The 22137-nt window shown below is 39.3% G+C and carries 19 protein-coding genes and 2 other annotated features; of the genes, 11 read left to right on the forward strand and 8 right to left on the reverse strand.

Annotated features, from left to right (window positions below):
- Positions 1-3 precede the first annotated feature (3 nt).
- The 4 genes from O2S85_RS02595 (at position 4) to O2S85_RS02610 (ending at position 3602) form a co-directional block, all read left to right on the forward strand.
- Positions 4-555 carry a cysteine hydrolase family protein gene (locus O2S85_RS02595; RefSeq protein ID WP_269411202.1) on the forward strand — a complete coding sequence of 184 codons (552 nt, stop codon included), beginning with the start codon at positions 4-6 and terminating at the stop codon, positions 553-555.
- Between the two features lie 486 nt (positions 556-1041).
- Positions 1042-1317, forward strand: a complete 276-nt coding sequence (locus tag O2S85_RS18710) for a TIGR04104 family putative zinc finger protein (protein WP_369420060.1) — start codon at positions 1042-1044, stop codon at positions 1315-1317.
- 594 nt (positions 1318-1911) lie between these two features.
- The gene (locus O2S85_RS02605) at positions 1912-2217 is read left to right on the forward strand and encodes a DUF3995 domain-containing protein (RefSeq protein WP_269412447.1); all 306 of its coding nucleotides are present in this window, start codon (positions 1912-1914) and stop codon (positions 2215-2217) included.
- Positions 2218-3191: 974 nt separating this feature from the next.
- Positions 3192-3602, forward strand: coding sequence for an NUDIX hydrolase (locus O2S85_RS02610; protein WP_269411204.1), 411 nt, complete (start codon positions 3192-3194; stop codon positions 3600-3602).
- Between the two features lie 164 nt (positions 3603-3766).
- Here O2S85_RS02610 and O2S85_RS02615 read toward each other — a convergent pair whose 3' ends face one another.
- Positions 3767-4243, reverse strand: coding sequence for a small multi-drug export protein (locus O2S85_RS02615; protein WP_269411205.1), 477 nt, complete (start codon positions 4241-4243; stop codon positions 3767-3769).
- Between the two features lie 87 nt (positions 4244-4330).
- Between O2S85_RS02615 and O2S85_RS02620 the strand changes: the two genes are divergently transcribed.
- The 3 genes from O2S85_RS02620 to serA all read left to right on the forward strand — a co-directional run bounded on the left by O2S85_RS02620 (position 4331) and on the right by serA (position 8195).
- The gene (locus O2S85_RS02620) at positions 4331-4927 is read left to right on the forward strand and encodes a TetR/AcrR family transcriptional regulator (protein WP_269411206.1); all 597 of its coding nucleotides are present in this window, start codon (positions 4331-4333) and stop codon (positions 4925-4927) included.
- A 222-nt stretch (positions 4928-5149) separates the two neighbouring features.
- Positions 5150-5377 (forward strand) — a binding site (T-box leader).
- A gap of 72 nt (positions 5378-5449) precedes the next feature.
- Positions 5450-6619, forward strand: coding sequence for a pyridoxal-phosphate-dependent aminotransferase family protein (locus tag O2S85_RS02625; protein WP_269411207.1), 1170 nt, complete (start codon positions 5450-5452; stop codon positions 6617-6619).
- Positions 6609-8195 (forward strand): phosphoglycerate dehydrogenase, encoded by a 1587-nt coding sequence (gene serA / locus O2S85_RS02630; protein ID WP_269411208.1) that lies wholly within the window; start codon positions 6609-6611, stop codon positions 8193-8195. The genes O2S85_RS02625 and serA overlap by 11 nt, the downstream gene beginning before the upstream one ends.
- Before the next feature lie 932 nt (positions 8196-9127).
- Here the strand turns inward: serA and O2S85_RS02635 are convergent.
- Positions 9128-9763 (reverse strand): HAD family hydrolase, encoded by a 636-nt coding sequence (locus O2S85_RS02635; RefSeq protein WP_269411209.1) that lies wholly within the window; start codon positions 9761-9763, stop codon positions 9128-9130.
- Positions 9764-10113: 350 nt separating this feature from the next.
- Positions 10114-10348: a binding site (T-box leader), on the forward strand.
- Between the two features lie 113 nt (positions 10349-10461).
- Here O2S85_RS02635 and proS point away from each other — a divergent pair.
- Positions 10462-11859 (forward strand): proline--tRNA ligase, encoded by a 1398-nt coding sequence (gene proS, locus O2S85_RS02640; protein ID WP_439649448.1) that lies wholly within the window; start codon positions 10462-10464, stop codon positions 11857-11859.
- 147 nt (positions 11860-12006) lie between these two features.
- Positions 12007-12621: a DedA family protein gene (locus tag O2S85_RS02645; RefSeq protein WP_269411211.1), complete on the forward strand. Its 615-nt coding sequence runs from the start codon at positions 12007-12009 to the stop codon at positions 12619-12621.
- Positions 12622-12803: 182 nt separating this feature from the next.
- Here O2S85_RS02645 and O2S85_RS02650 read toward each other — a convergent pair whose 3' ends face one another.
- Complete coding sequence (locus tag O2S85_RS02650) at positions 12804-13802, reverse strand: inorganic phosphate transporter (protein WP_269411212.1); 999 nt, start codon at positions 13800-13802, stop codon at positions 12804-12806.
- A 13-nt stretch (positions 13803-13815) separates the two neighbouring features.
- A complete protein-coding gene (locus O2S85_RS02655) occupies positions 13816-14433 on the reverse strand; it encodes a DUF47 domain-containing protein (RefSeq protein WP_269411213.1) in 618 nt (205 codons plus the stop codon).
- Between the two features lie 169 nt (positions 14434-14602).
- Here O2S85_RS02655 and O2S85_RS02660 point away from each other — a divergent pair, with 169 nt between their 5' ends.
- A complete protein-coding gene (locus O2S85_RS02660; RefSeq protein WP_269411214.1) occupies positions 14603-15643 on the forward strand; it encodes a YkvI family membrane protein in 1041 nt (346 codons plus the stop codon).
- Between the two features lie 366 nt (positions 15644-16009).
- Here O2S85_RS02660 and O2S85_RS02665 read toward each other — a convergent pair whose 3' ends face one another.
- The 3 genes from O2S85_RS02665 to O2S85_RS02675 form a co-directional block, all read right to left on the reverse strand.
- Positions 16010-17827, reverse strand: a complete 1818-nt coding sequence (locus tag O2S85_RS02665) for a carbon starvation CstA family protein (protein WP_269411215.1) — start codon at positions 17825-17827, stop codon at positions 16010-16012.
- A gap of 205 nt (positions 17828-18032) precedes the next feature.
- The gene (locus O2S85_RS02670) at positions 18033-18767 is read right to left on the reverse strand and encodes a LytR/AlgR family response regulator transcription factor (protein ID WP_269412448.1); all 735 of its coding nucleotides are present in this window, start codon (positions 18765-18767) and stop codon (positions 18033-18035) included.
- Positions 18767-20509, reverse strand: a complete 1743-nt coding sequence (locus O2S85_RS02675; protein ID WP_369420062.1) for a LytS/YhcK type 5TM receptor domain-containing protein — start codon at positions 20507-20509, stop codon at positions 18767-18769. Before O2S85_RS02675 ends, O2S85_RS02670 begins: the two co-directional genes overlap by 1 nt.
- Positions 20510-20677: 168 nt before the next feature.
- Between O2S85_RS02675 and O2S85_RS02680 the strand changes: the two genes are divergently transcribed.
- Positions 20678-20953, forward strand: coding sequence for a CC/Se motif family (seleno)protein (locus O2S85_RS02680; protein ID WP_269411217.1), 276 nt, complete (start codon positions 20678-20680; stop codon positions 20951-20953).
- A gap of 147 nt (positions 20954-21100) precedes the next feature.
- On the opposite strand, the gene O2S85_RS02685 is transcribed toward O2S85_RS02680, so the two are convergent.
- Positions 21101-22129, reverse strand: a complete 1029-nt coding sequence (locus tag O2S85_RS02685) for an AI-2E family transporter (RefSeq protein ID WP_269411218.1) — start codon at positions 22127-22129, stop codon at positions 21101-21103.
- Positions 22130-22137: the final 8 nt, after the last annotated feature.

The following is a 22137-nucleotide window of genomic DNA, read 5'->3' on the forward strand; positions in this document are numbered from 1 at the left end:
AAAATGGGGAAACGGGCATTGATTAATATTGACTACACATATGATTTTGTCGCCGAAGATGGGAAATTAACCAGTGGGAAACCCGGGCAAGCGATTGAGAACCAGGTTGTCGAATTGACCAAGGATTTTATCAAAGCAGGAGACTATGTGGTGTTTGCCATTGATGGACACGAGGAAGGCAATACGTATCATCCTGAGGCCGCGTTATTCCCGCCACATAACCTTAATGGCACAAGTGGGCGGGAGCTTTATGGGAAGTTGGCAGCTGTTTACAAGGAAAATAAAGCAGCCGACCATGTTTACTATATGGATAAAACCCGCTATAGCGCATTTGCCGGAACCAATCTGGAAATCAAATTACGTGAACGGGCCATTGATGAAGTACACTTAATTGGCGTATGTACCGACATTTGTATCTTGCATACGGCTGTGGATGCTTATAATAAAGGATTTCGAATCGTTGTCTATAAAGATGCAGTTGCAAGTTTTAATCAAACCGGGCATGAATTTGCTTTGTCCCATTTTGTTCACACATTGGGAGCTAAAGTGGTGTAAATGGGTTGAGAAGGCAAATGTTATATTTTAATAAACTAAAACTTAGATGGATTAAATAATGAATGGTGACGGAGTTTGTTGCTCTTAAATAAAATTTGATCCCCTTAAACCTCATTTTATGGCAATAAAAAAGAATCCGTTTAAAAAAAGATTGATCAAAACGGATTCTTCTTTTGCGAATTAGAATACATTTTTTATAGAGTGCATTTCTAATAATCCCCTTTGTGTTAAAATTAAATTGAATATTCGTATTGGAGGTACTCAATTTGCGTATCAATAATCAATACAATAGCATCGGCCCAGTTTTGTGCAATGAAGCCGCTACACATATTTCGGCAATAATGCTACTTGTTGGCTGATTTACTGCAAGATTAATATTTTCGCGGCTAATTGGAGTGGCTGATTATAGTTATTTGATTTAAACAAACAGGCCGAATTGCAGAATATAAGGAGGTATCTATTTTGCAAAAATGCCAAAACTGCAATATGCCATTTAGCTGGAGTGAAATATATAAATCGTTTTGGAGTTGGAAAGGATATAAACCAATTGAATGCGATAACTGTGGCAAGAAACACAAAATTACTGCTACTGGCAGGTTGATTTTTGTAGCACTTACTGTTTTGCCAATGTTGATTTTCATAAAATTCATTAGTTTCTTTCCGCCTTTTAATAATTTTTTGGTGGCGTTGGGACTGGCACTCGCTATTTTATTTGTCGGCTCTTTGGTTACACCGTATTTTGTTAGATTCAAGGTTGTTTAACTTTAAATACAGTTTAGTTCGGAGATGGATCTTTCCATTAACTGGCGCTAATCTCGAGTAAGAATGAGCACAATTACCATACAAAAGGCCAGATTGTTGAATATCAGATGTACAATTGAGGTGATTTATTTGATACAGGAGTCTGTGGAACAGGGTTTCCTTTTTACTTTTATCATTACGTTTATTATTGTATTGATTTTGAGTTACATAGGACAAAGAATAATTGTAAACAAGAACAAATTTGATAGTAAAACTATTCTAGTATTAATTGTTCAAAGTTTGGTTATAGCCTTATTACTAGCCACTGTCTTCTAAATCAATGTTTGGGTGAGGACGGATTTGATGCGAAGCCCCCGGATTTGCTACTGAAGGATTTATGGTCGAAATGCTTTGCTATTAGGATAGTTGACAGGCTATTCCTCACAACAGACGTATTTCCGGAATAAGGATATGCGTACTATATTGCAGAAACAGTCCATATTGTTGAACAAAAAACAAAATCACAAATATCGTTTGCTTCATTGTAAGAAAGTATTAAGGTAGTTTAATTTGAAACAAAGCTATTCTATTGGTGTTGGATTGCAGTTCTAAACTATTGCCGGGCTCCTTGCCCTTGCTTTTACAAACTCATGGGGCCGCATAATCCCGCGTTGGATTTTGCTTTCTGCCGGGTGGTTCATTGGTATATTTTTATCCTTATACGGTGGCGCGAATCTATTTATACGTGGACTTATGGCAGTCGGAGTGATGGCTACACCCGAATCTATGCATTCTACAGCAGCCCGTTGGCACCTTTTATTTTGGGATCCATGGTGGCTGCTTGGTGGCGTTCTGTTTATTTTGGCAGTTTTGCATTTTATTCGTAATACACATGAAGAAAAGCACAAAAGTCCCCGATAGGATTGATTGAAAAAACATGAGAGCAAACCTGCCTAATGTTAATTAAGGGCTATTTGTTCAATGACCGATACTACAATTACACTTGTTGCTAAGCCATATTTGAATGCATCGCCCCAATAGGAAGCAATGATGTCTTTTTGCATTTAAGAGACTAAACCCCTTCCCTTTTTCTTGGCTTCGTTTATGATCTCGTTGGTGTTGTTTTCTATCGCCTGCATGCGTGTTTTCATTTGTTCGTTGATACTGTTCAACTGGCTGCTGTTGCTTTCCCGCAGTTCCTCCCTTTCGCTGCATCAGTTTCTATACAATAGTTTTCCAATTTATACAACAATTAATTTCCTTTTAATTCATTGAAAAAAGAATTATTATATTACTAATAGACGAGAGATAGCGAGGTTGAAAAAATGAAAAAGAAAAAATGGATTACTATTATAGTGGTTTTAGCTATTTTGATAGCAAGCCCCTTTGCCTATATTTCCTATAAAAAGAAAGACCTCGAAACTGATGTAATTAATTATTTGACGACTGAAAAAAAGTTGCGAAAAGCAATATTGTTTCTAGCGTACCATTTATTGCAAATCTGGAAGGGAATAAAAATTTTATGGTCAGTATAAAATTGAAAAACGATGCCAAGACCTACTTTTACTACAAAAATGATAGCAGTAAAATAATTCTAGAATCCTATACTGAAAATGGAAGGGAACACGTAAAAAACAAGTAACATGTAGCTATTGAGTATATATAAAACCGAAACATAAATCTGATGGATAAAAATCCATTTTGATCAAACTTTTTTCAAAATAGATTCTTTTTATTTCATGTAGAATACAGGTTAACATGATATTTTTAGTCAAACTTTATTGTAAACCGACATTATGTGTTGGAGTTAACTGAACAATCTGATTAGCGGGTATAAAATGGAACATGAATAATCATTCTGGATAAAATTAAAATCCAAGGGGAGATGGTTAAAAATGAAAAGGGTTGATGTAGTATACGCACTTATTTATGACAAAAACGACCAGAAAGTCTTGATGGTGAATAATGAAGGCAGTGGCTGGTCTCTTCCTGGTGGGGCTGTTGAACAAGGTGAAACGTTGGAACAGGCGGTGATTCGTGAGGTAGAGGAAGAAACAAGTTTGAGAATAGGAGTTAAAGATGTTATTGCGGTGAATGAAGCCTGTTTTAAAGGAAAAGGACATCATGCTTTGTTCATAACATTTAAAGCAGAGATTATAAATGGAGAAGTCTCCATACAATGCAAAGGTGAAATTTTAGAAATCAAATGGGTGGATTTACAAACCGCGAATGAATTAATGCCGTATTACCGTGGTGGAGTAGAAAGCCTCCTAAAATCCTCTTCGCCTTATACATATCAGGATTAATCTTTTTCTTACTTAACATTTTAGATTCGTGAGGGATTTTTAACCAAACTTTATTTCAAATCCACAGGTGCTTCTTGATTCTATTAAAGCGCCTTTTTCTGAAGCAAGTAATAATTCGCAATCCATTGTGAGTTGTTTTAACGATAGTTCTTCGTTATAATACCCTATAAATTCACTAATGACGAAACTAATCCTTCTGCCACTACAGATAATGTTGCCATTACTACTGCAAGCGTACTAACTCCCAGATTCGTCCAAATAAACACTCGACTTCTTGAGGCTCCAAGCGTCATCATCGTACCGGCACCTATCTGGCTGCTAAACAAAATAGATGATAAAAAACATACTCCGGTTGCTCCAAAACGATTGAAGGTTCTTTTTATTCGGGGGTTAATTTTCACGGGTGTTCTATTCCTTTTGCAAAATTTATTACATATTATGTTAAAGCGTTTGTTAATTTCTGCTCCGAAAAGTACAAAAAGAAGGACACTAATTGCATTCCCAAGAATGGCCACGATTACTGCTGCAAAAGGTGAAAAGTTGAAAACGATGATTGCCGTTGGAACAGTTACAAATACTTCGAGGAAAGGGATCATACTTACAAAAAAAGTAAAAATACACTGAAGAAAAATATTTTCCATATCAACACACGCCTTTCCTCTTGCTAAGTCAAATGACTTAAAAAGTATTATAATACAATTGACTTAAAAATTCAAGGGAGTTATCATATGCCAAAAAAAATAGATCATGCGGAAAGAAAAGATCAAATTGTAGAAGCAGCGTTTCACATCATTCATTGCTTTGGTTTCGAAAAAACGACATTACGGGAAATCGCCAAAAAAGCGGAATTATCTTTGGGTTCTGTTCAATATTTTTTTCCAAAACAAAAAGACATATATATGTACGCAATGGATGTTATTTATCAAAGATTTGAAGAGAGAATGCAAAAGGTAGTACAAGAGGATCCGGGGGTTTTTGAAAATGCTGTTCGTATGATAAAACAGATTGTTCAAGTGAATACGGAAGAAGAAAGAATTGAGAATGATATATGGGTGAAATTTTCCATCATGGCAACAATGAACCCGGAATATCAGGAGACAAAGAAAGGATTTCGAGAGGTAAACCTTGATTTTGCAAAGGATATATTAAGAATGCTTGATAAGAATGGCTATATTAAAGATCCGATAAATATTAAGGACAGCGCAAACTCATTAACCATATTCATCCACGGTTTAGTTTTTGAATCTGTCATTTACGCACATTTATACAACGATCAAATTGTTGAAAAAGAGATCAGAGAATACTTACGAAAGATCTGTAACTGAGTTTAATGAAGTACAGGCCCTTTCGCACGGCGGTTTTTGAGCATTAAGGCCAAGTCAGCTCGCCCCACGCAAAATTTTTTCATATCATCTACATATGGCGTGTATGTTGACATGAAGCGTTTACAAATCCCGGGTGCTTTTTAAATTGTCAAAAAATACGGTTGACATTATGTGCAAATTTGCTATGATAAGAAAAATTGAATTTCTACCAATAAAAAATTGTTAAATATGGTGAAGAAGACAGGTACATTGGTCAGAATTGCAAAGAGAGCTGGTGGATGGTGTGAACCAGTCAATTCGCTGATGGACAGCACTTCGGAATAGATGGATTGAAATAAAGTAGATCCATTCGGAAATGCCCGTTACCCCTACAAACCAATGAAGGCTGGTGTGTCATTGACCAGCGAATAAGGGTGGTACCGCGTAAAGAGAAAACCTTTCGCCCCTTCGTATTTTACAGGGGGTGGAAGGTTTTTTGCTGTTTTTGTCAATTATTAGGAAACATGAGAGGAGATATTTTTTATGTTGCAAGATACCAGTTTACTTCGGATACCGGGACCAACGCCGATACCTCCGAGTGTTCAGCGGGCGATGGAAAGGCCGATGATCGGACATCGGGGACAGGAAACAAAAGAACTGTTAAAACGGATAAAGCCCAAATTAAAGCCTGTTTTTGGGACCAATGAGGATGTCATGATCATTACCGGCAGTGGTACGTCTGGGTTGGAAACGGCAGTAGTGAATGTTGCAACGGCAGGCGATGAGGTGCTTGTCGTTGTTACTGGAGCATTTGGTGATCGGTTTGCCCAGATTTGTAAGTCTTATCAATTGCATGTACACCTGCTGGAGGTTGCTTGGGGAGAAGCGGTTGATCCTGATCAAATAAGAGACTTCCTGCAACAGCACCCAAAGTTGAAGGCTGTGTTTGTGACATACTGTGAAACGTCTACCGGTGTATTAAACCCGATTCAATCGGTTAGTCGTGTCGTCCATGAAAATTCGGATGCACTCGTTATTGTTGATGGGGTTTCTTGTGTTGGTGGTGTCGAAACAAACATGGATGACTGGGGAGTGGATGTCCTTGTCACCGGATCACAAAAGGCCATGATGCTGCCGGCTGGATTAACATTTGTAGCCGCCAGCAAGCGGGCATGGCAAGTGATTGAGAACAATAAACAGCCAAGATTTTATCTTGATCTTCGCAAATATCGGGATCAGCTGGCCAATAATACGACCCCATTTACGCCTGGATTATCATTGTTATTTGGCCTGGAACAAGCACTGACATTACTGGAAACAGAAGGATTGGAACAAGTTTATCGCCGTCACCAAACGATGATGGAGATGATGCGGGGTGCACTTCAGGCATTAAGTATCTCGCTGCTCACAAATGATGAACATGCTTCACCAACCGTTACCGCCATGAAGCCAGAAGATATAGATCCGGAAGCATTACGAAAAAAAGTCAAACAGGAATTTGAGCTGGAATTAGCTGGAGGACAACAACATCTCAAAGGGAAAATCATTCGTGTTGGTCATATGGGATATTGTGCACCACAGGATGTATTACAGGTTGTTAGTTTGTTAGAAATAGGTCTGAAGCGGCTTGGGAAATCCATTCCTTTGGGGCAAGGCGTAGCGGCGGCACAGGAAATCTACTTACAACAGGAGGAAGCAAACCGTGACATATAATATTTTAATTAGTGATCCGTTAAGTGAAGATGGTATTTTTCCATTAAGAGAAGCGGACGATGTGGAAGTGGTCAAGGAGACTGATTTGTCCAATGAATTGTTGCTGAAGCGAATAGCTGACTTTGATGCATTATTGGTACGGAGTCAAACACAGGTAACAAGAGAATTAATCGAACATGCACCACGTTTGAGAGTGATCGGCCGCGCTGGAGTTGGTGTTGATAACATTGATTTGGAGGCTGCGACAGAAAATGGTGTGATCGTTGTGAATGCCCCGGATGGGAATACCAACTCAGCTGCTGAGCATACTATGGCAATGCTGATGTCATTGGCAAGAAACATTCCGCAAGCCTATTACGCGCTGAAACAAAATCGCTGGGATCGTAAAACGTATGTGGGAGTGGAGCTGAAAGGAAAGACACTGGGAATTATCGGATTGGGCCGAATTGGTGCCGAGGTGGCAACTCGAGCAAAAGGCCAACGCATGAATGTCATTGCCTATGATCCATTTTTAACCGAAGAAAAAGCGGAAAATTTGGGTATTGGTTATGGCACGATTGGCGACGTACTGAAGGTTGCCGATTTTATTACCGTCCACACGCCATTACTCAAAGAAACCAGGCATATTATTAATAAGGAAGCATTTGAGCAGATGAAAGATGGCGTGCGAATCGTCAATTGTGCTCGTGGCGGAATCATTGACGAGGATGCTTTGTATAACGCGATTGTTGCCAAAAAAGTGGCCGGGGCTGGGTTGGATGTATTTGAAAAGGAACCAATCCATCATCATAAATTGCTGGATCTGCCGGAAGTGATCGCAACACCGCATTTAGGCGCAAGTACAATTGAAGCGCAAAAAAATGTTGCCATTGATGTGAGTCATGATGTGGTAACCATTTTACGTGGAGGTTTGGCGCAGAATCCAGTTAATGTGCCATCGGTTCCACAAGAGGTGATGAAAAAAATTGCTCCATACTTTTATTTATCGGAAAAATTGGGGACATTTCTTGCACACCTGGAAGATGAGGCTGTTGAGGAGGTGCGCGTATACTATGCCGGTGAGCTAGCCGATATGGAGGTAGGCCCGCTAACCCGAAATACAGTAAAAGGGCTGCTGAAACGCCGTCTTGGTAATCATGTTAATGATGTAAATGCGGCATATCTGGCAGAAAAAAAAGATATCACCATCCGTGAACAAAAAACATCGACAACGAAAGGTTTTACCAATTTGTTAAAAGTGGAGATTCAAACAAAATCAGGCACCCGCCAAGTAGCCGGAACATTGCTGAATGGGCTTGGCGCACGAATCGTCAAAGTAGACAATTACAGCCTGGATCTTGTCCCAGAAGGGCATATGGTGTTTATTCGGCATAAAGACCAGCCCGGCGCCATCGGACGGGTTGGCAGTCTATTGGCAGAAAATAATGTCAATATCGCGACCATGCAAGTAGGCCGTACGGAAATTGGCGGAGATGCAATTATGATGTTGATTATTGATAAACAATTGCAACAGGAGGGATTGGATCAGCTGAAGGGATTAGCGGATATTTATCATGCGACGGAAGTGGATTTGTAATGGTATTTAAATTGTTAGTCTTTACAGTAGCCTTCATCAATGAGAGTCATTTAAATAAAATAAACAATGACAATAACAAATGTTGTGGTTTTGTTGCGTTGCGTTGCGTATATTGTTGGATAAATGACATGGTTTCTTTACAGTCAACCTTGAAGCTTAACTAAACCAATTACCGTCATTATACTTAGCTAGGTATCGTGTGTAGCATTGGGAGAGTATCATATTTTTTTCTCCTATTTATCTAATTTTAACAAGAAGTATTGAAGTCTCACTGGTCTGTGAGACTTCAATTAGTTACCCTTCGTATTTAAAATTAAATGGTGAGTTATTTAAAATGATGAAAACCCTATGTTTATTGTTTTTAAGGGGATAAGATAGTTACCCTTGTTATTGTTTCATTCTTCATTGGATATGTTTCCTTGTTTGGTCCATTTACGTTAATAGAAATATAATCTCCATTTTGTAGGCCATCCATTTTGCTGGAAGGGATTTCAATTAAATTTAAAGGGCCTATTTTTTCAAAGTAGTCCATGTAATCCTTGGACGATTCTTTTTTCTTCTTTGTTACATTTGATAATATGGGTTACTACCGGAAAAAAGCGAAATTCGTGCACTAAACATGTAGGAATGACAAGCGTACGTCAAGCGTTTTATTCCTTGAACAGTCTAGGAAGTGGGTAGTGAGAAATCCAATTGTTGGTTGGAATAAAGTTTGATCAGAAGTATACTGAAAATTTATATCTTAAGCTAAACGATAAGAATAAGAACCCGTTTTGAAAAATGATTGATCAAAACGGGTTCTTATTCTTTGTGAAATATGTTGCAACTTTTATAACAGGGTTTGATCATTTTCTACTGTTGATCTTAAAAAATCGCACCCATTAACGAGACAAGGTAACCAGTATTTGGTCTATAAATCTAAGATAAGCGAATCATATCTGCATAAAATCAACAAACTGATTAACGCTGTTAAAAAAAGAATCGGGTTCTATTTCAAATTCAACAGTTTGGTAATCTTGCAACCACTTAACCCCTACCGTATGTACATTTGCTTCTTTTCCTGCTTGAATATCTGCATCACTATCTCCAATAAACATAGCCTCATTATTTTCCACACCTAATAATGATAATGCCTTGATTACACCTTCAGGATGAGGTTTTGGGCACATAACATCATCGCCTGTTATGATGACATCAAAGCAATTATCCATTTGAAGAGCCTTTAATGAAATATCTAAACTCCTTCTGGCTTTTCCCGTAACTATCCCTAGTTTAATACCATTATCCCGTAAATGCTTTATCATTTCATCAATTTCCGCATTATATTTGACCAAGTTAGAGTGGTTCTCTAAATACTTTTCATAATACAATTCAATGGCTTTCTCTTTATTGAAGTTTGTAAGGTTTTCTTTAATAATTCCTGTTTCTGAAGGTCCAAACATTGCTTTAATTTCCTCAGGAGAAAGGTCTTTATTGTCAAATTCCTTGAAGACATTCTGAAAGGCATAATAACAAATTGGTAAGGTATTCGCTAAGGTTCCATCAAAGTCAAAAATAACAGCTTTCATAGCAACTCATCCCTTCTTTTCTCCTTCAAATATTACCAATTTAAGAATTTTGAAAGGAGTGATTCATAATTTTTTGTCAAATAACAAATATTTTTTATTAACTAATCTGGATCATTTGTTGAATGGTCATCATCCATCTTGTCAATGAAAAAATATATTAACATTTTAATTTTCTCCTCTATTGTCAAAACTGTCAATACTATTCATACGTCACCACACTAACAGTTATCTATCGGATCCTTGTCTGACCCTATTTTTATCGTTTAGTATTGGTGTATCAGTTAACAAAAGGCTATAAATTAAAAGGCTTGACATTGCCTTTACATCCATATATATTAAGACATACAATAAATGAAACGTTGACAAGGACTAGTACAATGCGAATGTCTTTAGCAGAGAGGAAATGGCTGGTGCGAATTTCCAAAGACATGATTGGAACCTGCCTTTTGAGTTCGCGAAGATACGCGCGGTTCATAACCGTTATCAAGTAAAGTGGCAAGACAGAAGTTAGAGGCCGGATATCAGACGCCGGAAAAGTACTTTTGATTGCAACAAGGGTGGTACCACCAAACCTCGGTCCCTTATTTGGGCTCCGAGGTTTTTTTATGGGACAAGGGAACCGTCCCGTTGTCCCAAATTTTTTAAAGAGGTGAATTGGATTGGGTAAGAATAAACAATTTGTTGAAAGAATAACGGCAATGGAGGATGATTTCGCCCAGTGGTATACGGATGTGGTGAAACAGGCTGAGCTTGTTGATTATGGGGCAGTTAGAGGCACCATGATTATCAAGCCATACGGATTTGCTATTTGGGAAAATATTCGTGATGAACTGGATAGGAAATTTAAAGAGACCGGGCATTCCAATGTTTATTTTCCATTATTTATTCCGGAAAGTATGCTGCAAAAAGAGAAGGATCATATTGAAGGTTTTGCTCCGGAAGTGGCGTGGGTAACGCATGGTGGTGAAGAAGAACTGCAAGAACGGATTTGTGTTCGTCCGACTTCAGAAGTGTTGTTCGGTGATTATTATGCAAAAAATATTCATTCCTACCGTGATCTGCCAATGCTGTATAACCAATGGAGCAATGTCGTTCGCTGGGAAAAAACAACCCGCCCATTCTTGCGCACATCGGAATTTTTATGGCAAGAAGGACATACATGCCATGCAACCACAGAAGACGCACAAGAAGAAACAGCCAGAATGCTCGATATTTATCGGGATGTCTGCGAACACTATTTGGCAATTCCGGTAATCAGTGGGCGGAAAACGGAAATGGAAAAGTTTGCCGGAGCTGAATATACATTAACAATCGAGAGTCTGATGCATGATGGAAAGGCCTTGCAATCGGGAACATCACACTATTTAGGAACTGGTTTTGCCGAAGCATTCGATATTCGTTATTTGGATAAAGAGGGAACCCAGCAGCCTGTCCATCAAACATCATGGGGCATGTCCACCCGTATTATGGGCGCATTGATCATGGTTCATGGCGATAACCGTGGGCTAGTGATTCCACCAAGAATTGCACCAACGCAGGCAATCATCGTGCCAATCGCCCAGCATAAAGAAGGTGTGTTGGATAAAGCATATGATTTGCGCGACCAGTTGAAAAATCTCGTACGTGTTGGTATCGATGCCAGTGATAAGACGCCAGGCTGGAAATTTAATGAATCCGAGATGAAAGGGATCCCGGTAAGAATTGAGGTGGGTCCAAAAGATATCGAAAAAGACCAAGTCGTTCTTGTTCGCCGCGATACGGGTGAAAAGGAATTCGTTGCGCTAAATGAACTGGAGAACCGACTGCCGGCATTATTGGAAGAAATTCAGCAAGGGTTATACGATAAGGCATTAACCCATCGTAATGAAGAAACATCGGTAGCAACGAACATGGAAGAATTTGCACAAACGCTTGAAAAGAAACCAGGATTTATTAAAGCGATGTGGTGTGGCGATACCGCATGTGAGGAAAAAATTAAAGAAGAAACATCAGCAACCTCCCGCTGTATTCCATTTGAACAGGAAAAAGTTGCCGATACTTGCGTCTGCTGCGGAAAAGAAGCGAAAGAACTTGTTTATTGGGCAAAGGCATATTAATCAGATGAAAAAACCGAGCGCTGCCAAGTCGCTCGGTTTTTTCACCCGCCAGTCGGGAGAGCGTTACCTCTATAAAAAGACAAACATATCCACTATACTATTAGAGTATTATTAATAATGGACAATCCATCATTATGGAGGTTTATCATGCAAACATGGGTAATAGATATAATGGAGCAATTCGGCTATGTGGGGATTTTGTTCATGATGGCTTTGGAAAATCTATTTCCTCCGATACCATCAGAGGTGATTCTCCCGTTTGCCGGGTTTATGACGACAACAACTTCATTGACCATTATGGGGGTTGTTATAACCTCGACAACCGGATCGGTACTCGGTGCGATCATTCTTTATGGAATTGGTAAACTTATTGATGTAGAACGAATGGAGAAAATAGTTGGTAGATGGGGGCATATCATTCGGGTTAAAAAAGAAGACATTCGTAAAGCGGACGAGTGGTTTGACAGGTATGGCTATTGGACTGTACTATTTTGCAGGATGATTCCGCTGGTACGAAGTCTGATTTCGATTCCGGCGGGTATGTCTCATATGGAATTTTGGTTATTCTTGCTGTTTACGATGATTGGTACCGTAGTATGGAATGTTATACTTATTCTAATAGGTGCTGTATTGGGTGAATCATGGACAGACATTCTTCAGTTTATGGATGCATATTCAACCATAACGTACATCTTTATTGGGGTCGGAGTGGTTTGTTTGATCGGTTTATTGATTTGGAAGAAAATAAATAATAAACGGTAGCCTGCTAATTGCAATGTGTCACACACCCTTGATGCATTATCATTCTTCGTCGTAGGTCTTATGAATTGAAGCGGATTGAACGAATATAGACGCCTTTTTAGTTAAAGTTGTTTAGTTTATAGCATTAATAATATGTGATCAAAAAAGCTTGGTTACCAGAGTTGGAAACCAAGCGATTTTTTTTATAAAAACAAGTTCAAAATGAAATAAAATATTCCTGCAAGGGTAGCAGTAACCGGTAGCGTGATAACCCAGGTGATGACCATTCGTTTACCGACGCCCCAATTAACGCCTTTTATACGATGGGAGGCACCAACACCTAATATTCCAGAAGAAATAACGTGTGTCGTACTAATGGGCAAATGAATAACCGTTGCCCCGAATATGACGGCTGCACCTGTTAAATCTGCAGCTACACCATTGACAGGACGAATCTTCATAATCTTGCCGCCAACTGTTTTAATAATCCGCCAGCCGCCGACAGATGTACCAAGCCCCATCGCGATGGCACAGGAAAGCTGCACCCAAAACGGGATTGCAATAGAGTCATGCATACCTCCAACAATCAGTGCCATCGTAATAATACCCATCGATTTTTGTGCATCATTGGTACCATGGGAAAACGACTGCAGGGCAGCTGTGAAAATTTGTACAATGCGAAAGCGTTTATTTGTTTTCGCCAAATTACTATTCTTAAATATCGCTTTAATAATCTTGTAGACAATGAACCCAACAACAAAAGCAAGAAGCGGCGAAACTATTAAGGCTGTTATAATCTCTGTAAGCCCCATAAAGTTGATAGCAGCAAATCCTGTCGATGCAATAACCGCCCCGACAACTGATCCGATAATCGCATGAGACGAGCTACTTGGAATCCCAAAATACCAGGTAAGCAAGTTCCAGACGATTGCGGCGATTAATGCTGCCAAAATTACAACCATTCCATTTTCCAGTTCAAACGGGTTCGTAATACCACTAGTGATTGTCTTGGCAACTCCAGTGAATGTTAATGCCCCGATTAAATTCATTACTGCTGCCAACATAACTGCTTTTCTAGGTGATAAAGCCTTTGTTGAAACAGAAGTAGCAATGGCATTTGCCGTATCATGAAATCCGTTGATAAAGTCAAACACAAGAGCAAAAACTACGATTAACATGATGGTTATCAATAGAATGTCCATATTCATCCCTCAATTACGCGTTTTTCATGATTATACTTTGGAGTATATTAGCTACATCTTGACAATAGTCAGCAATTTCTTCCAGTGTTTCATATAATTCTTTGTATTGAATCACTTTGATTGGATCTTTCTCTGATTGGAAAAGATTCCTTAAAGACGCGCGGTATAAATCATCACAATTACTTTCATATTCCTTAATTTTAATTGCATGCGGTTCAACATCTTTTAATCTGTTGTCAGCAATTAATTGCATGGCAGCTAAAATTTCTTTCGTGCATTTTGATACGTCGGCTGTGAATTGATCTATATAATGATCAGAGGACAAGATTTGATAGATATCCATCATTGCTGCAAATTCTTCCATACCATCGATGATATCGTCCAAATTCATGGTTAGCTGCATGATATCTTCTCGCTCAATCGGCGTAATGAAGGCTTGGCTCAAATCCTTGATCACCTCATGCACCTTGTCGTCTGCCTCTGACTCATACTGTTTGATCGTGTCAGCGAATTCCTTTAAAGTCAGGGGGTCTTTCACCTTGTAATTCACTAAAAAATCCGCTGACTTGTCCAAATGATGTGCAAAATCTACCAGGTAGAGCGAAAATTTGTCTGCCTTTTTTTTGAACATTTCATAACCTCCAGTTGAAATTTCACGGAAAAAATCCTAGCATATCATATCAAATATTGTCGGCTAAAACAATATTGTTACCGAAAAATACAAACTTTTGTCAGATTAATAAAAGCTTGTCCTTTTATTCCCTTCATTATCATAAAAATAATGATGAGGTGAATGGATAATGAATCAACGGGTTTCTATATTCATTTTAGCTGCAACATATGTTGGATCAGTTGTCGGTGCAGGTTTTTCATCGGGGAAAGAAATCGTTACATTTTTTAGTTTAAATGGGGTTTTGGGAACGTTGGGTATTGCCGTGAGCGGATTTTTGTTTATGGTGGCTGGTATGAAGATTATGGTCATTTCAGCCAGGATTCAAGCTTATTCATTTCGGGAATTTAATGCATATTTATTTGGTGCCAGGATTGGTAAAGTTGTTAATCTACTCATTTTTATAATTACTGTTTGCGTTACCTCCGTCTTGTTATCAGGTGCTGGGGCTGTTTTTCATGAACAGCTTGGAATTCCTTTTCAAGTTGGGATTATTGTTACGCTCTTACTCTGTTATATCGTAATATTGAAAGGTTTGAAAGGAATTTTTGCAATCAACGCATACACCGTTCCGATCATGATTATCTTCAGTCTGTTTGTGGCGTTGGCTATTTTTGATCAACATCCGCATGAGCTTTTGGAGCTGGTCATTCCGGAGCAAACATTGGCAGGTTCATCGTGGGCGGTTTCTCCTTTTACATATTCTGCATTTAATATCATGACCGCACAAGTCGTGCTTGTACCACTTGGAAATGAAATTCGTGATGAGCGTATTCTTAAATGGGGAGGGTTTTTAGGTGGGCTGGTTCTATTCTTCTTATTATTAATGAATCATTTTTCATTATCTGCCTTTCCAGAAACATTTTTATACGAGATTCCGATGGCTGAGATTGTCATACGCTTCGGAACCGTTATTCATATCTTGTTTTTATTTGTCATTTATGGAGAGATCTTCAATTCTGTTATCGGAAACGTTTTTGGGATAAGTCGGCAATTGGAGGCAACATTTGGTCTCCGTTATCATCACACTGTTTTGATGATCCTATTTGTGATATTTCTGGTAAGTCAGGCGGGGTATGGAAAGTTAGTTACTGTATTGTACCCACTTTTGGGATACATGAGTTTGTTTGCTCTTCTATTTTTGTTATTTAAAAAAATGCCCGCGAAATAATGGGGAAATCAGTTGGTAAAGCATTAAATGAATTTAAAAGTGCTACAAGAAATATCATGAATGATGATGATAAGATTCTAAATAAAGTCATATTGTTTTAAAACCAATATTTCGTGCCAATTGGGTATAGGTACAAGTACAGGCGGCAGAAGCATAAAGTTTCTGCCACCTGATTTGTCTTTATGAATCTTCTTCGTTAATTTCTGGTTCTGAAAGTGGCGTTACAATTGCCCAATAGTCGGCCTTCATTTGAAGAACTTGTTGGCTTGTTTTTCCGCTCCTCATGTACCTTTTATGTACACTCCGGTGCCAAAAGCTACGCCGCCTAACTTCTCGGTCCTTTTTATCCTCCTTTTTGAACACGCACTATGAAGCAATTTCTGAATCAGATTGCTTTACTAATTCAGCTTGTGGAATTTTCCATAACTGCGACCATTTCTTAATCGCTGCAATAATGATAACCAGACCCAATATAAGCATAATAATGGATAGGACACCGTTTACTACGTTATATCCCGGATCGTCAGGATTTAAGTAAACATTTTTGGTCATCCAGTACCCCGCTACATTTACTGTTACATATAAGTAAGCGAGCGGAATGAGACATGTCAGCATATACCACCGCTTATCCGCAATTTTAAGAACAACTGTCGCTCCAATAATCAGTCCAATCGATGCCATTAATTGGTTCGACACACCGAACAGTGCCCATACAGAACTGATGTCACCAGAATATAACAAATAGCCCCAAACCAAACAAGCAAGTGCACTAGCAACAACATTGGCCGGAATAGAGTCCATCCTTTTCAATGGCTTGATAAAGTTGCCCAAAAAATCTTGAATAAGATAACGTGCTGTTCGTGTCCCCGCGTCAATAGCGGTCAAAATAAATATAGCTTCAAATAAAATGACAAATTGGTAGAAGTATGCCGCTATATTTGCAAAAAATGGTATTGCTTTAAAAATATATGTCATACCTACAGCAAGCGTAACTGCTCCGCCGGTTCTACCTTCCAAATCCATGTTTACTTCATTTTCCAGCTCTGACAAGTGAACATGTTGCATTCCGAGTTCAGCATATTGATCAGGAGTGGAATTGATGGCGAAATAATCTCCCGGCTCTAGCGAAACTGCTGCAATTAAAGCCATTAATGCTACTGCACATTCAACCAGCATAGCCCCAAATGCAACTGGTTTCGCATCTTTCCAGCGATTGAGCATTTTTGGTGTTGTTCCTGATCCAACGAACACGTGAAATCCTGATATTGCACCACAGGCGATTGTGATTGAAACAAACGGCCAGACCGGACCGGCAACGACTGGACCGCCGCCTAAAAACTCGGTAAAAGCAGGGAATTTAATGGAAGGATTGATAGCAATAACCCCAATAATAAGTGCTGCAAATACCCCTACTTTCATAAAAGTACTCAAATAATCACGTGGTTGTAACAACAGCCAAACTGGCAAAGCTGCAGCAAAGAAAGCATAGATTGGCAGAATGATTGCTAGCGTTTGACTGTCGAAAGTTAACAAATCCCCCAGCCAGGTGCCATTTAAATAGTGTCCAAATATGACCGCCAGCATAATCAAGGCAAAACCAACTATTGTGGCAAGTTTTAAATTTCCAGTTTTCTTATGATATAATCCAACACCCATTGCAATAGGGATGGTAATGCCTACTGCAAAAGTTCCCCACGGATTTCTTTCCAGTGCATTTAACACAACTAATGAAAGACCAGCCATTGTAATCGTTATGATAAATAACATGGCCATGCCCGTACAAAAGCCTGCAACAGGACCAAGTTCATCCTTGGCGACTTCCGAAAACGATTTACCGTCCCTTCTCATCGAACAGAATAAGACAACAAGGTCATGAACTGCTCCACCAATGACTGCACCAATCAGAAGCCATAACAAGGATGGTAAATAACCAAACTGTGCTGCCAAAACTGGCCCAACCAGCGGACCAGCCGCAGCTATTGCCGCAAAGTGATGTCCAAAGGTAACCCATTTATTTGTTGGCACATAATCTCTGCCATCGTCTAATTTATGGGATGGTGTCGGAACATTTTTCTTCTCATATGCATCTATTTTTAACACCCTGGATGCCATAAAAGTCCCGTATAATCGATACGCAATCAATAGTATACAAATAGATCCAATCACGATTGAAACCGAATTCATTTTGTTATCTCTCCCTTCTTTTCCCCAATGTAGGAAAGTCCTTGTGTTTGTATGCGTATACACATTATACAAGATTCTGATAGATTGAGCTCAACTTTTTCATAACATGTTAAAAACGCTGGCCAACATGCAAACAAATGGATACAACATGCATCTGAAGATCTGACAATTTTGTGTACTATTTTGGGATGATCTTTTCATCAAGCTATAGGGCCAGCCGATTTTTAAGTGCCTTCACATAGTTTCGGCTGACGGGCAATTTTTCCTTTCTGTTTTCCATTTCCAATTGGTAGGCACCATTGAACCAGGGGGACAGCTTATGAACATAGTCAAGATTGACCAAATAGCTCTTGTGAATGCGAAAAAAGGCATAGTTCTTCAGCTTTTCTTCCAAATCTTTTAATGGTACCCGCAAATCGAGTTCACCTGTTTTGGCAATCATTTTTGTTGTTTTTTCGTCACGGAAAATATAATATATCTCGTCTATTGGCATATAAATTATCTCGCCATCGACTTCTATGGCAAGTTTTTTCAGACTGTTTGAACGGGATGATTCTGCTGTTTCGGGTTGCAGGCGGTTTTGAATCCTGGTCACAGTTTCTGCGAGTTCGGATTCATCATAGGGCTTGAGCAGGTAATCTACTGCAGGAAGTCGAAAAGCCTTTGCTGCAAATTGTGGGTAGGCTGTCGCGAACACGATCAAAGGGACTTTCTTCATATCCTGTAGTGATTTTGCAACTTCCAGCCCCGGGATCTTCGGCATTTCCATATCCAAAAAGACGACATCCGGCTGCAACTGCAACGCTTTAACAACAGCATCTTCGCCATTGGAAGCTTCCCCTATGACATCAATGAATTCATATGCTTCCAGTAAAAAAGCAAGTTCCTGTCTGGCATATCGTTCATCGTCAATGATCAGTACTTTGATTGGTTCGTTCATCATGTTACCTTCTCTCTTGGAATGTTGCAATAAACGGTGGTTCCTTTATGTGGCCTGCTCGTAAAATGCAGACGAACATCGTTACCAAATGTCATCGTTAAACGACGATTGACATTGTATAGTCCCATACCTGTAGAGGTGCTGGAAGTTAGGTATTGCTTGCTGACTTTTTCCAACATTTCCTTTGACATCCCGGCTCCGTTGTCCATCACCTTTATTAAGATATCTTCGCCGTTGTCTTTGATGGATATAGTCACCAGACAATCTTTATCCATATTTTTAATCCCATGCCTGATAGCATTTTCAACAAGCGGTTGTAATGTGAGTGGTGGAATTTTTGCTTTCATTGTTGTCTCATCAATATCATAAATAATTTGCAGCTTATCTACAAACCGTGCTTTTTCAATTTCCAAAAATGCTTTGACATGAAGCAATTCTTGTTGCAATGATACGAAAGCAACTGTAGTCCCTTCCAAGTTTTGCCGAATGAATGTCGAAAGCGATGTTAACAACTTTCTTGCCTGGTCAGGATTGATGCGAACAAGAGAAATAATGACATTCAACGCGTTAAATAGAAAATGCGGGCTGATCTGTGCCTGCAATGCCTTGATTTCTGCTTCCTTTGCCAGTTTTAGCTTATAATCCGTTTCCGCTAACTCCAGTTGATTGCTCAGTAGCGAACTCAAGCCTTGGAGCAGCTGTTTTTCCACGTCCGTTATTTCTTTTTTCGATTGATAGTACAATTTCAATGTGCCGACCGTTTCCCCCCGTTGCTTCAATGGCGCTACAATCGCTGCTTCAAGCGGGCAATCATCTTGTTTGCAATCGATGGCTTGTTTACCTGCCACCATAAGCCTGCCATGCTCAATCACCTGCTTTGTTAAATGGGTTTGCAAAAGATTGCCTGCTCTGTGATGGTCATTGGCAACTCCGACATGTGCCAAAATATGGGTGTGATCGGTAATTGCAACCGCTGCTGGGTGGATTTCTCGGAATAAAATTTGACAGACAGCCTTTGCGGATTCCCTGGTCATGCCTTGTTGTAAATAACGTAACGTCTGCTCAGCGATACTCAGTGTTTTTTGTGCTTGTAATGCTGATGCTTTTTCCTCTTCGCTAATGACGCTGCGGATGATCAGCATGAATATGGCAGTACCAATCCCATTTGCCACAATCATTGGTAAGCCAATCACTTCGACAAGTGCAAGTGCCTTTTCAAACGGTTTGGAGATAAGTATGATCATTATCATTTGCATCGTTTCAGCTAAAGCACCGATAACAAAAGCCATTGGCAGTGTGAGATCTTTTTCACGACGGTAAAAGATACCTGCCAGTAAGCCCGATGCAACAGTCGCTGTGCTACAAGAGAGTGCAGTGAACCCGCCGAGTGTCATTCTGTGTATGCCTGCTATCAGTCCCGCACCAAGTCCAACCCGCCAGCCACCAAGCAAACCTGCAATTACGATACCGATAACCCGTGAATTGGCAATTGCCTCATCGGTTGCCAGGGACCAATTGACACTGGCGAATTTCAAATTACCGATGTCGAAAGCAACACCAAAATACGTGCCGATGATACCAAAAAATCCGAAAAACAGCATGGCAAAGCCTTTTTGCTTCCATGTTAACCGGTCGTGACGGAGCATGGCACGGAAAAAATTCAACCGCGTCAAAATGAACGCTACCGCAATAATAACCCCGACTCGCTCCAACATTGTCACTAATAGATCCAGCAAACGCACACCCCCTTGTCCTATTTCTTTATGATAGCACATCATTTTTCCATGAGAATAGTCTCTGCAGTGATAAAGTGCATGTTCAAAAAGGAGAATACAATATTATTTGACTTTAGTAATAATTGAAACTCCTTGAATCCTCATGTATGATGATAACAGGGGGGGGGAATAGAGATGGAGGTAAAATTAAATGATGCATCCAGGCAGTGGATTGCATCAAAAGGCGGTCACCTAACAATTAAAACATTGGAAGTAAAAACTTGCTGTGCCCCAAATGTTCAAGAGGTTCTCGCCGTACCAGGAAAACCGAAGAACACTGGATATTTTCATAAGGTAAGGATGGATAACATAAACATCTATATTCACAAAAGTATCAACCCGGAAAAAACCCTTACACTATCCTTATCAGGCTTTGGCTTCTTAAAATCGATCGCGACCAGGCTACAATGATAGTCGGGGAGGCATAGCTATCATTACTTACTTGCCATTGCCTCGCACCAAACTATCAGGCTAAAAGGGATGTGCGCATGGTCGAAATCAAACAAAAGATATGGAGAACATTTCGCGATTCTGAGAGTTTTTTGCCAAAAGTTAAGCTTATTGTTCTTTTATTTGGTTTTTCTTCCCAATGGTTACGACATCCAATACATCCAATAAGAAAACAAATAATGGGATACCGAGTATGAGCCCCCACACACCAAAGAAGTGCTCTGAGAAGATTAATACAATAAATGTATAAAAGACGGGCAGGTTTGTTTTCGATGACATCAATTTCGGATTTAGAACATAGGCTTCAAATGCGTGTACAACAGCCACGATAATGAGAATGTATACGACTTGAATGATCCCGCCGATACTGTATGCAATAAAGCAGAGCGGAATAAGTGAAATGATGACCCCGGCTACGGGTATTAATCCCAGGAAAAAAATCATGATGGCCAACCCAAACAACTGTGGAAAACCCATTAATGATAAGGCAATTGTTGTGATGACGGTGTTGACAATCGCAATAATAAATTGTACTTCAATCACTTTTCCAAAGGTAGCTGCGAATTTTTTGCTAAAGTATTCAATTTCTTCATGAAAAGGAGCTATTTTGCTGTCCTTGAATTTTTTTGTGAAATCAATTAATCGATCCTTTTCCAATAAATAGAACAAACTTAAAAGAAGGGCCAGCAACAACTGCAAACCAAATTTGCCGATATTGGAAAAGTACTCTAATAAAAATGTTACACCTTGATGAAAGTAGTCGGCAATTTGCTTTTCCTTAATATACGTCACAATATAATCAATCACCACATTATCCTGTGGCTGCGTATAGAAGTCTGTTAACTGCTTAATTAACTGTGAAATTTCAGAGATGATGATTGGTAAATATTTCACGATTCCAAAAGACAATAATCCGACAATCAGAACATATTGTACGATAATAATAATTCTCCGATTCATCGGGATCTTTTTTAAAATGATACTGGATAATCGATCCATTAAGAAGGTAAAGATAAACGTTAGCAGTATTAAATTCATCATTCCTCGAAGTAAATATAAAATGAAGACAATCAGAGCAAAAATAACTACTCTTTTTATCCCTTTGTTTTGAAAAAGTTTGCCTGTTAAGTCACCCATCGACTATT

The organism is Lentibacillus daqui, assembly GCF_027186265.1.
In the GTDB taxonomy this organism is placed as follows: Bacteria; Bacillota; Bacilli; order Bacillales; family Amphibacillaceae; genus Lentibacillus_C; species Lentibacillus_C daqui.

Excerpts from the sequence above, each read along its gene's own strand:
- O2S85_RS02595 (WP_269411202.1), top strand. The coding sequence starts at position 4 with ATGGGGAAACGGGCATTGATTAATATTGACTACACATATGATTTTGTC.
- O2S85_RS18710 (WP_369420060.1), top strand. The coding sequence starts at position 1,042 with ATGCCATTTAGCTGGAGTGAAATATATAAATCGTTTTGGAGTTGGAAA.
- O2S85_RS02610 (WP_269411204.1), top strand. The coding sequence starts at position 3,192 with ATGAAAAGGGTTGATGTAGTATACGCACTTATTTATGACAAAAACGAC.
- O2S85_RS02615 (WP_269411205.1), bottom strand. The coding sequence starts at position 4,243 with ATGGAAAATATTTTTCTTCAGTGTATTTTTACTTTTTTTGTAAGTATG.
- O2S85_RS02620 (WP_269411206.1), top strand. The coding sequence starts at position 4,331 with ATGCCAAAAAAAATAGATCATGCGGAAAGAAAAGATCAAATTGTAGAA.
- O2S85_RS02625 (WP_269411207.1), top strand. The coding sequence starts at position 5,450 with ATGTTGCAAGATACCAGTTTACTTCGGATACCGGGACCAACGCCGATA.
- O2S85_RS02635 (WP_269411209.1), bottom strand. The coding sequence starts at position 9,763 with ATGAAAGCTGTTATTTTTGACTTTGATGGAACCTTAGCGAATACCTTA.
- proS (WP_439649448.1), top strand. The coding sequence starts at position 10,462 with ATGGAGGATGATTTCGCCCAGTGGTATACGGATGTGGTGAAACAGGCT.
- O2S85_RS02645 (WP_269411211.1), top strand. The coding sequence starts at position 12,007 with ATGCAAACATGGGTAATAGATATAATGGAGCAATTCGGCTATGTGGGG.
- O2S85_RS02650 (WP_269411212.1), bottom strand. The coding sequence starts at position 13,802 with ATGGACATTCTATTGATAACCATCATGTTAATCGTAGTTTTTGCTCTT.
- O2S85_RS02655 (WP_269411213.1), bottom strand. The coding sequence starts at position 14,433 with ATGTTCAAAAAAAAGGCAGACAAATTTTCGCTCTACCTGGTAGATTTT.
- O2S85_RS02660 (WP_269411214.1), top strand. The coding sequence starts at position 14,603 with ATGAATCAACGGGTTTCTATATTCATTTTAGCTGCAACATATGTTGGA.
- O2S85_RS02665 (WP_269411215.1), bottom strand. The coding sequence starts at position 17,827 with ATGAATTCGGTTTCAATCGTGATTGGATCTATTTGTATACTATTGATT.
- O2S85_RS02670 (WP_269412448.1), bottom strand. The coding sequence starts at position 18,767 with ATGAACGAACCAATCAAAGTACTGATCATTGACGATGAACGATATGCC.
- O2S85_RS02680 (WP_269411217.1), top strand. The coding sequence starts at position 20,678 with ATGGAGGTAAAATTAAATGATGCATCCAGGCAGTGGATTGCATCAAAA.
- O2S85_RS02685 (WP_269411218.1), bottom strand. The coding sequence starts at position 22,129 with ATGGGTGACTTAACAGGCAAACTTTTTCAAAACAAAGGGATAAAAAGA.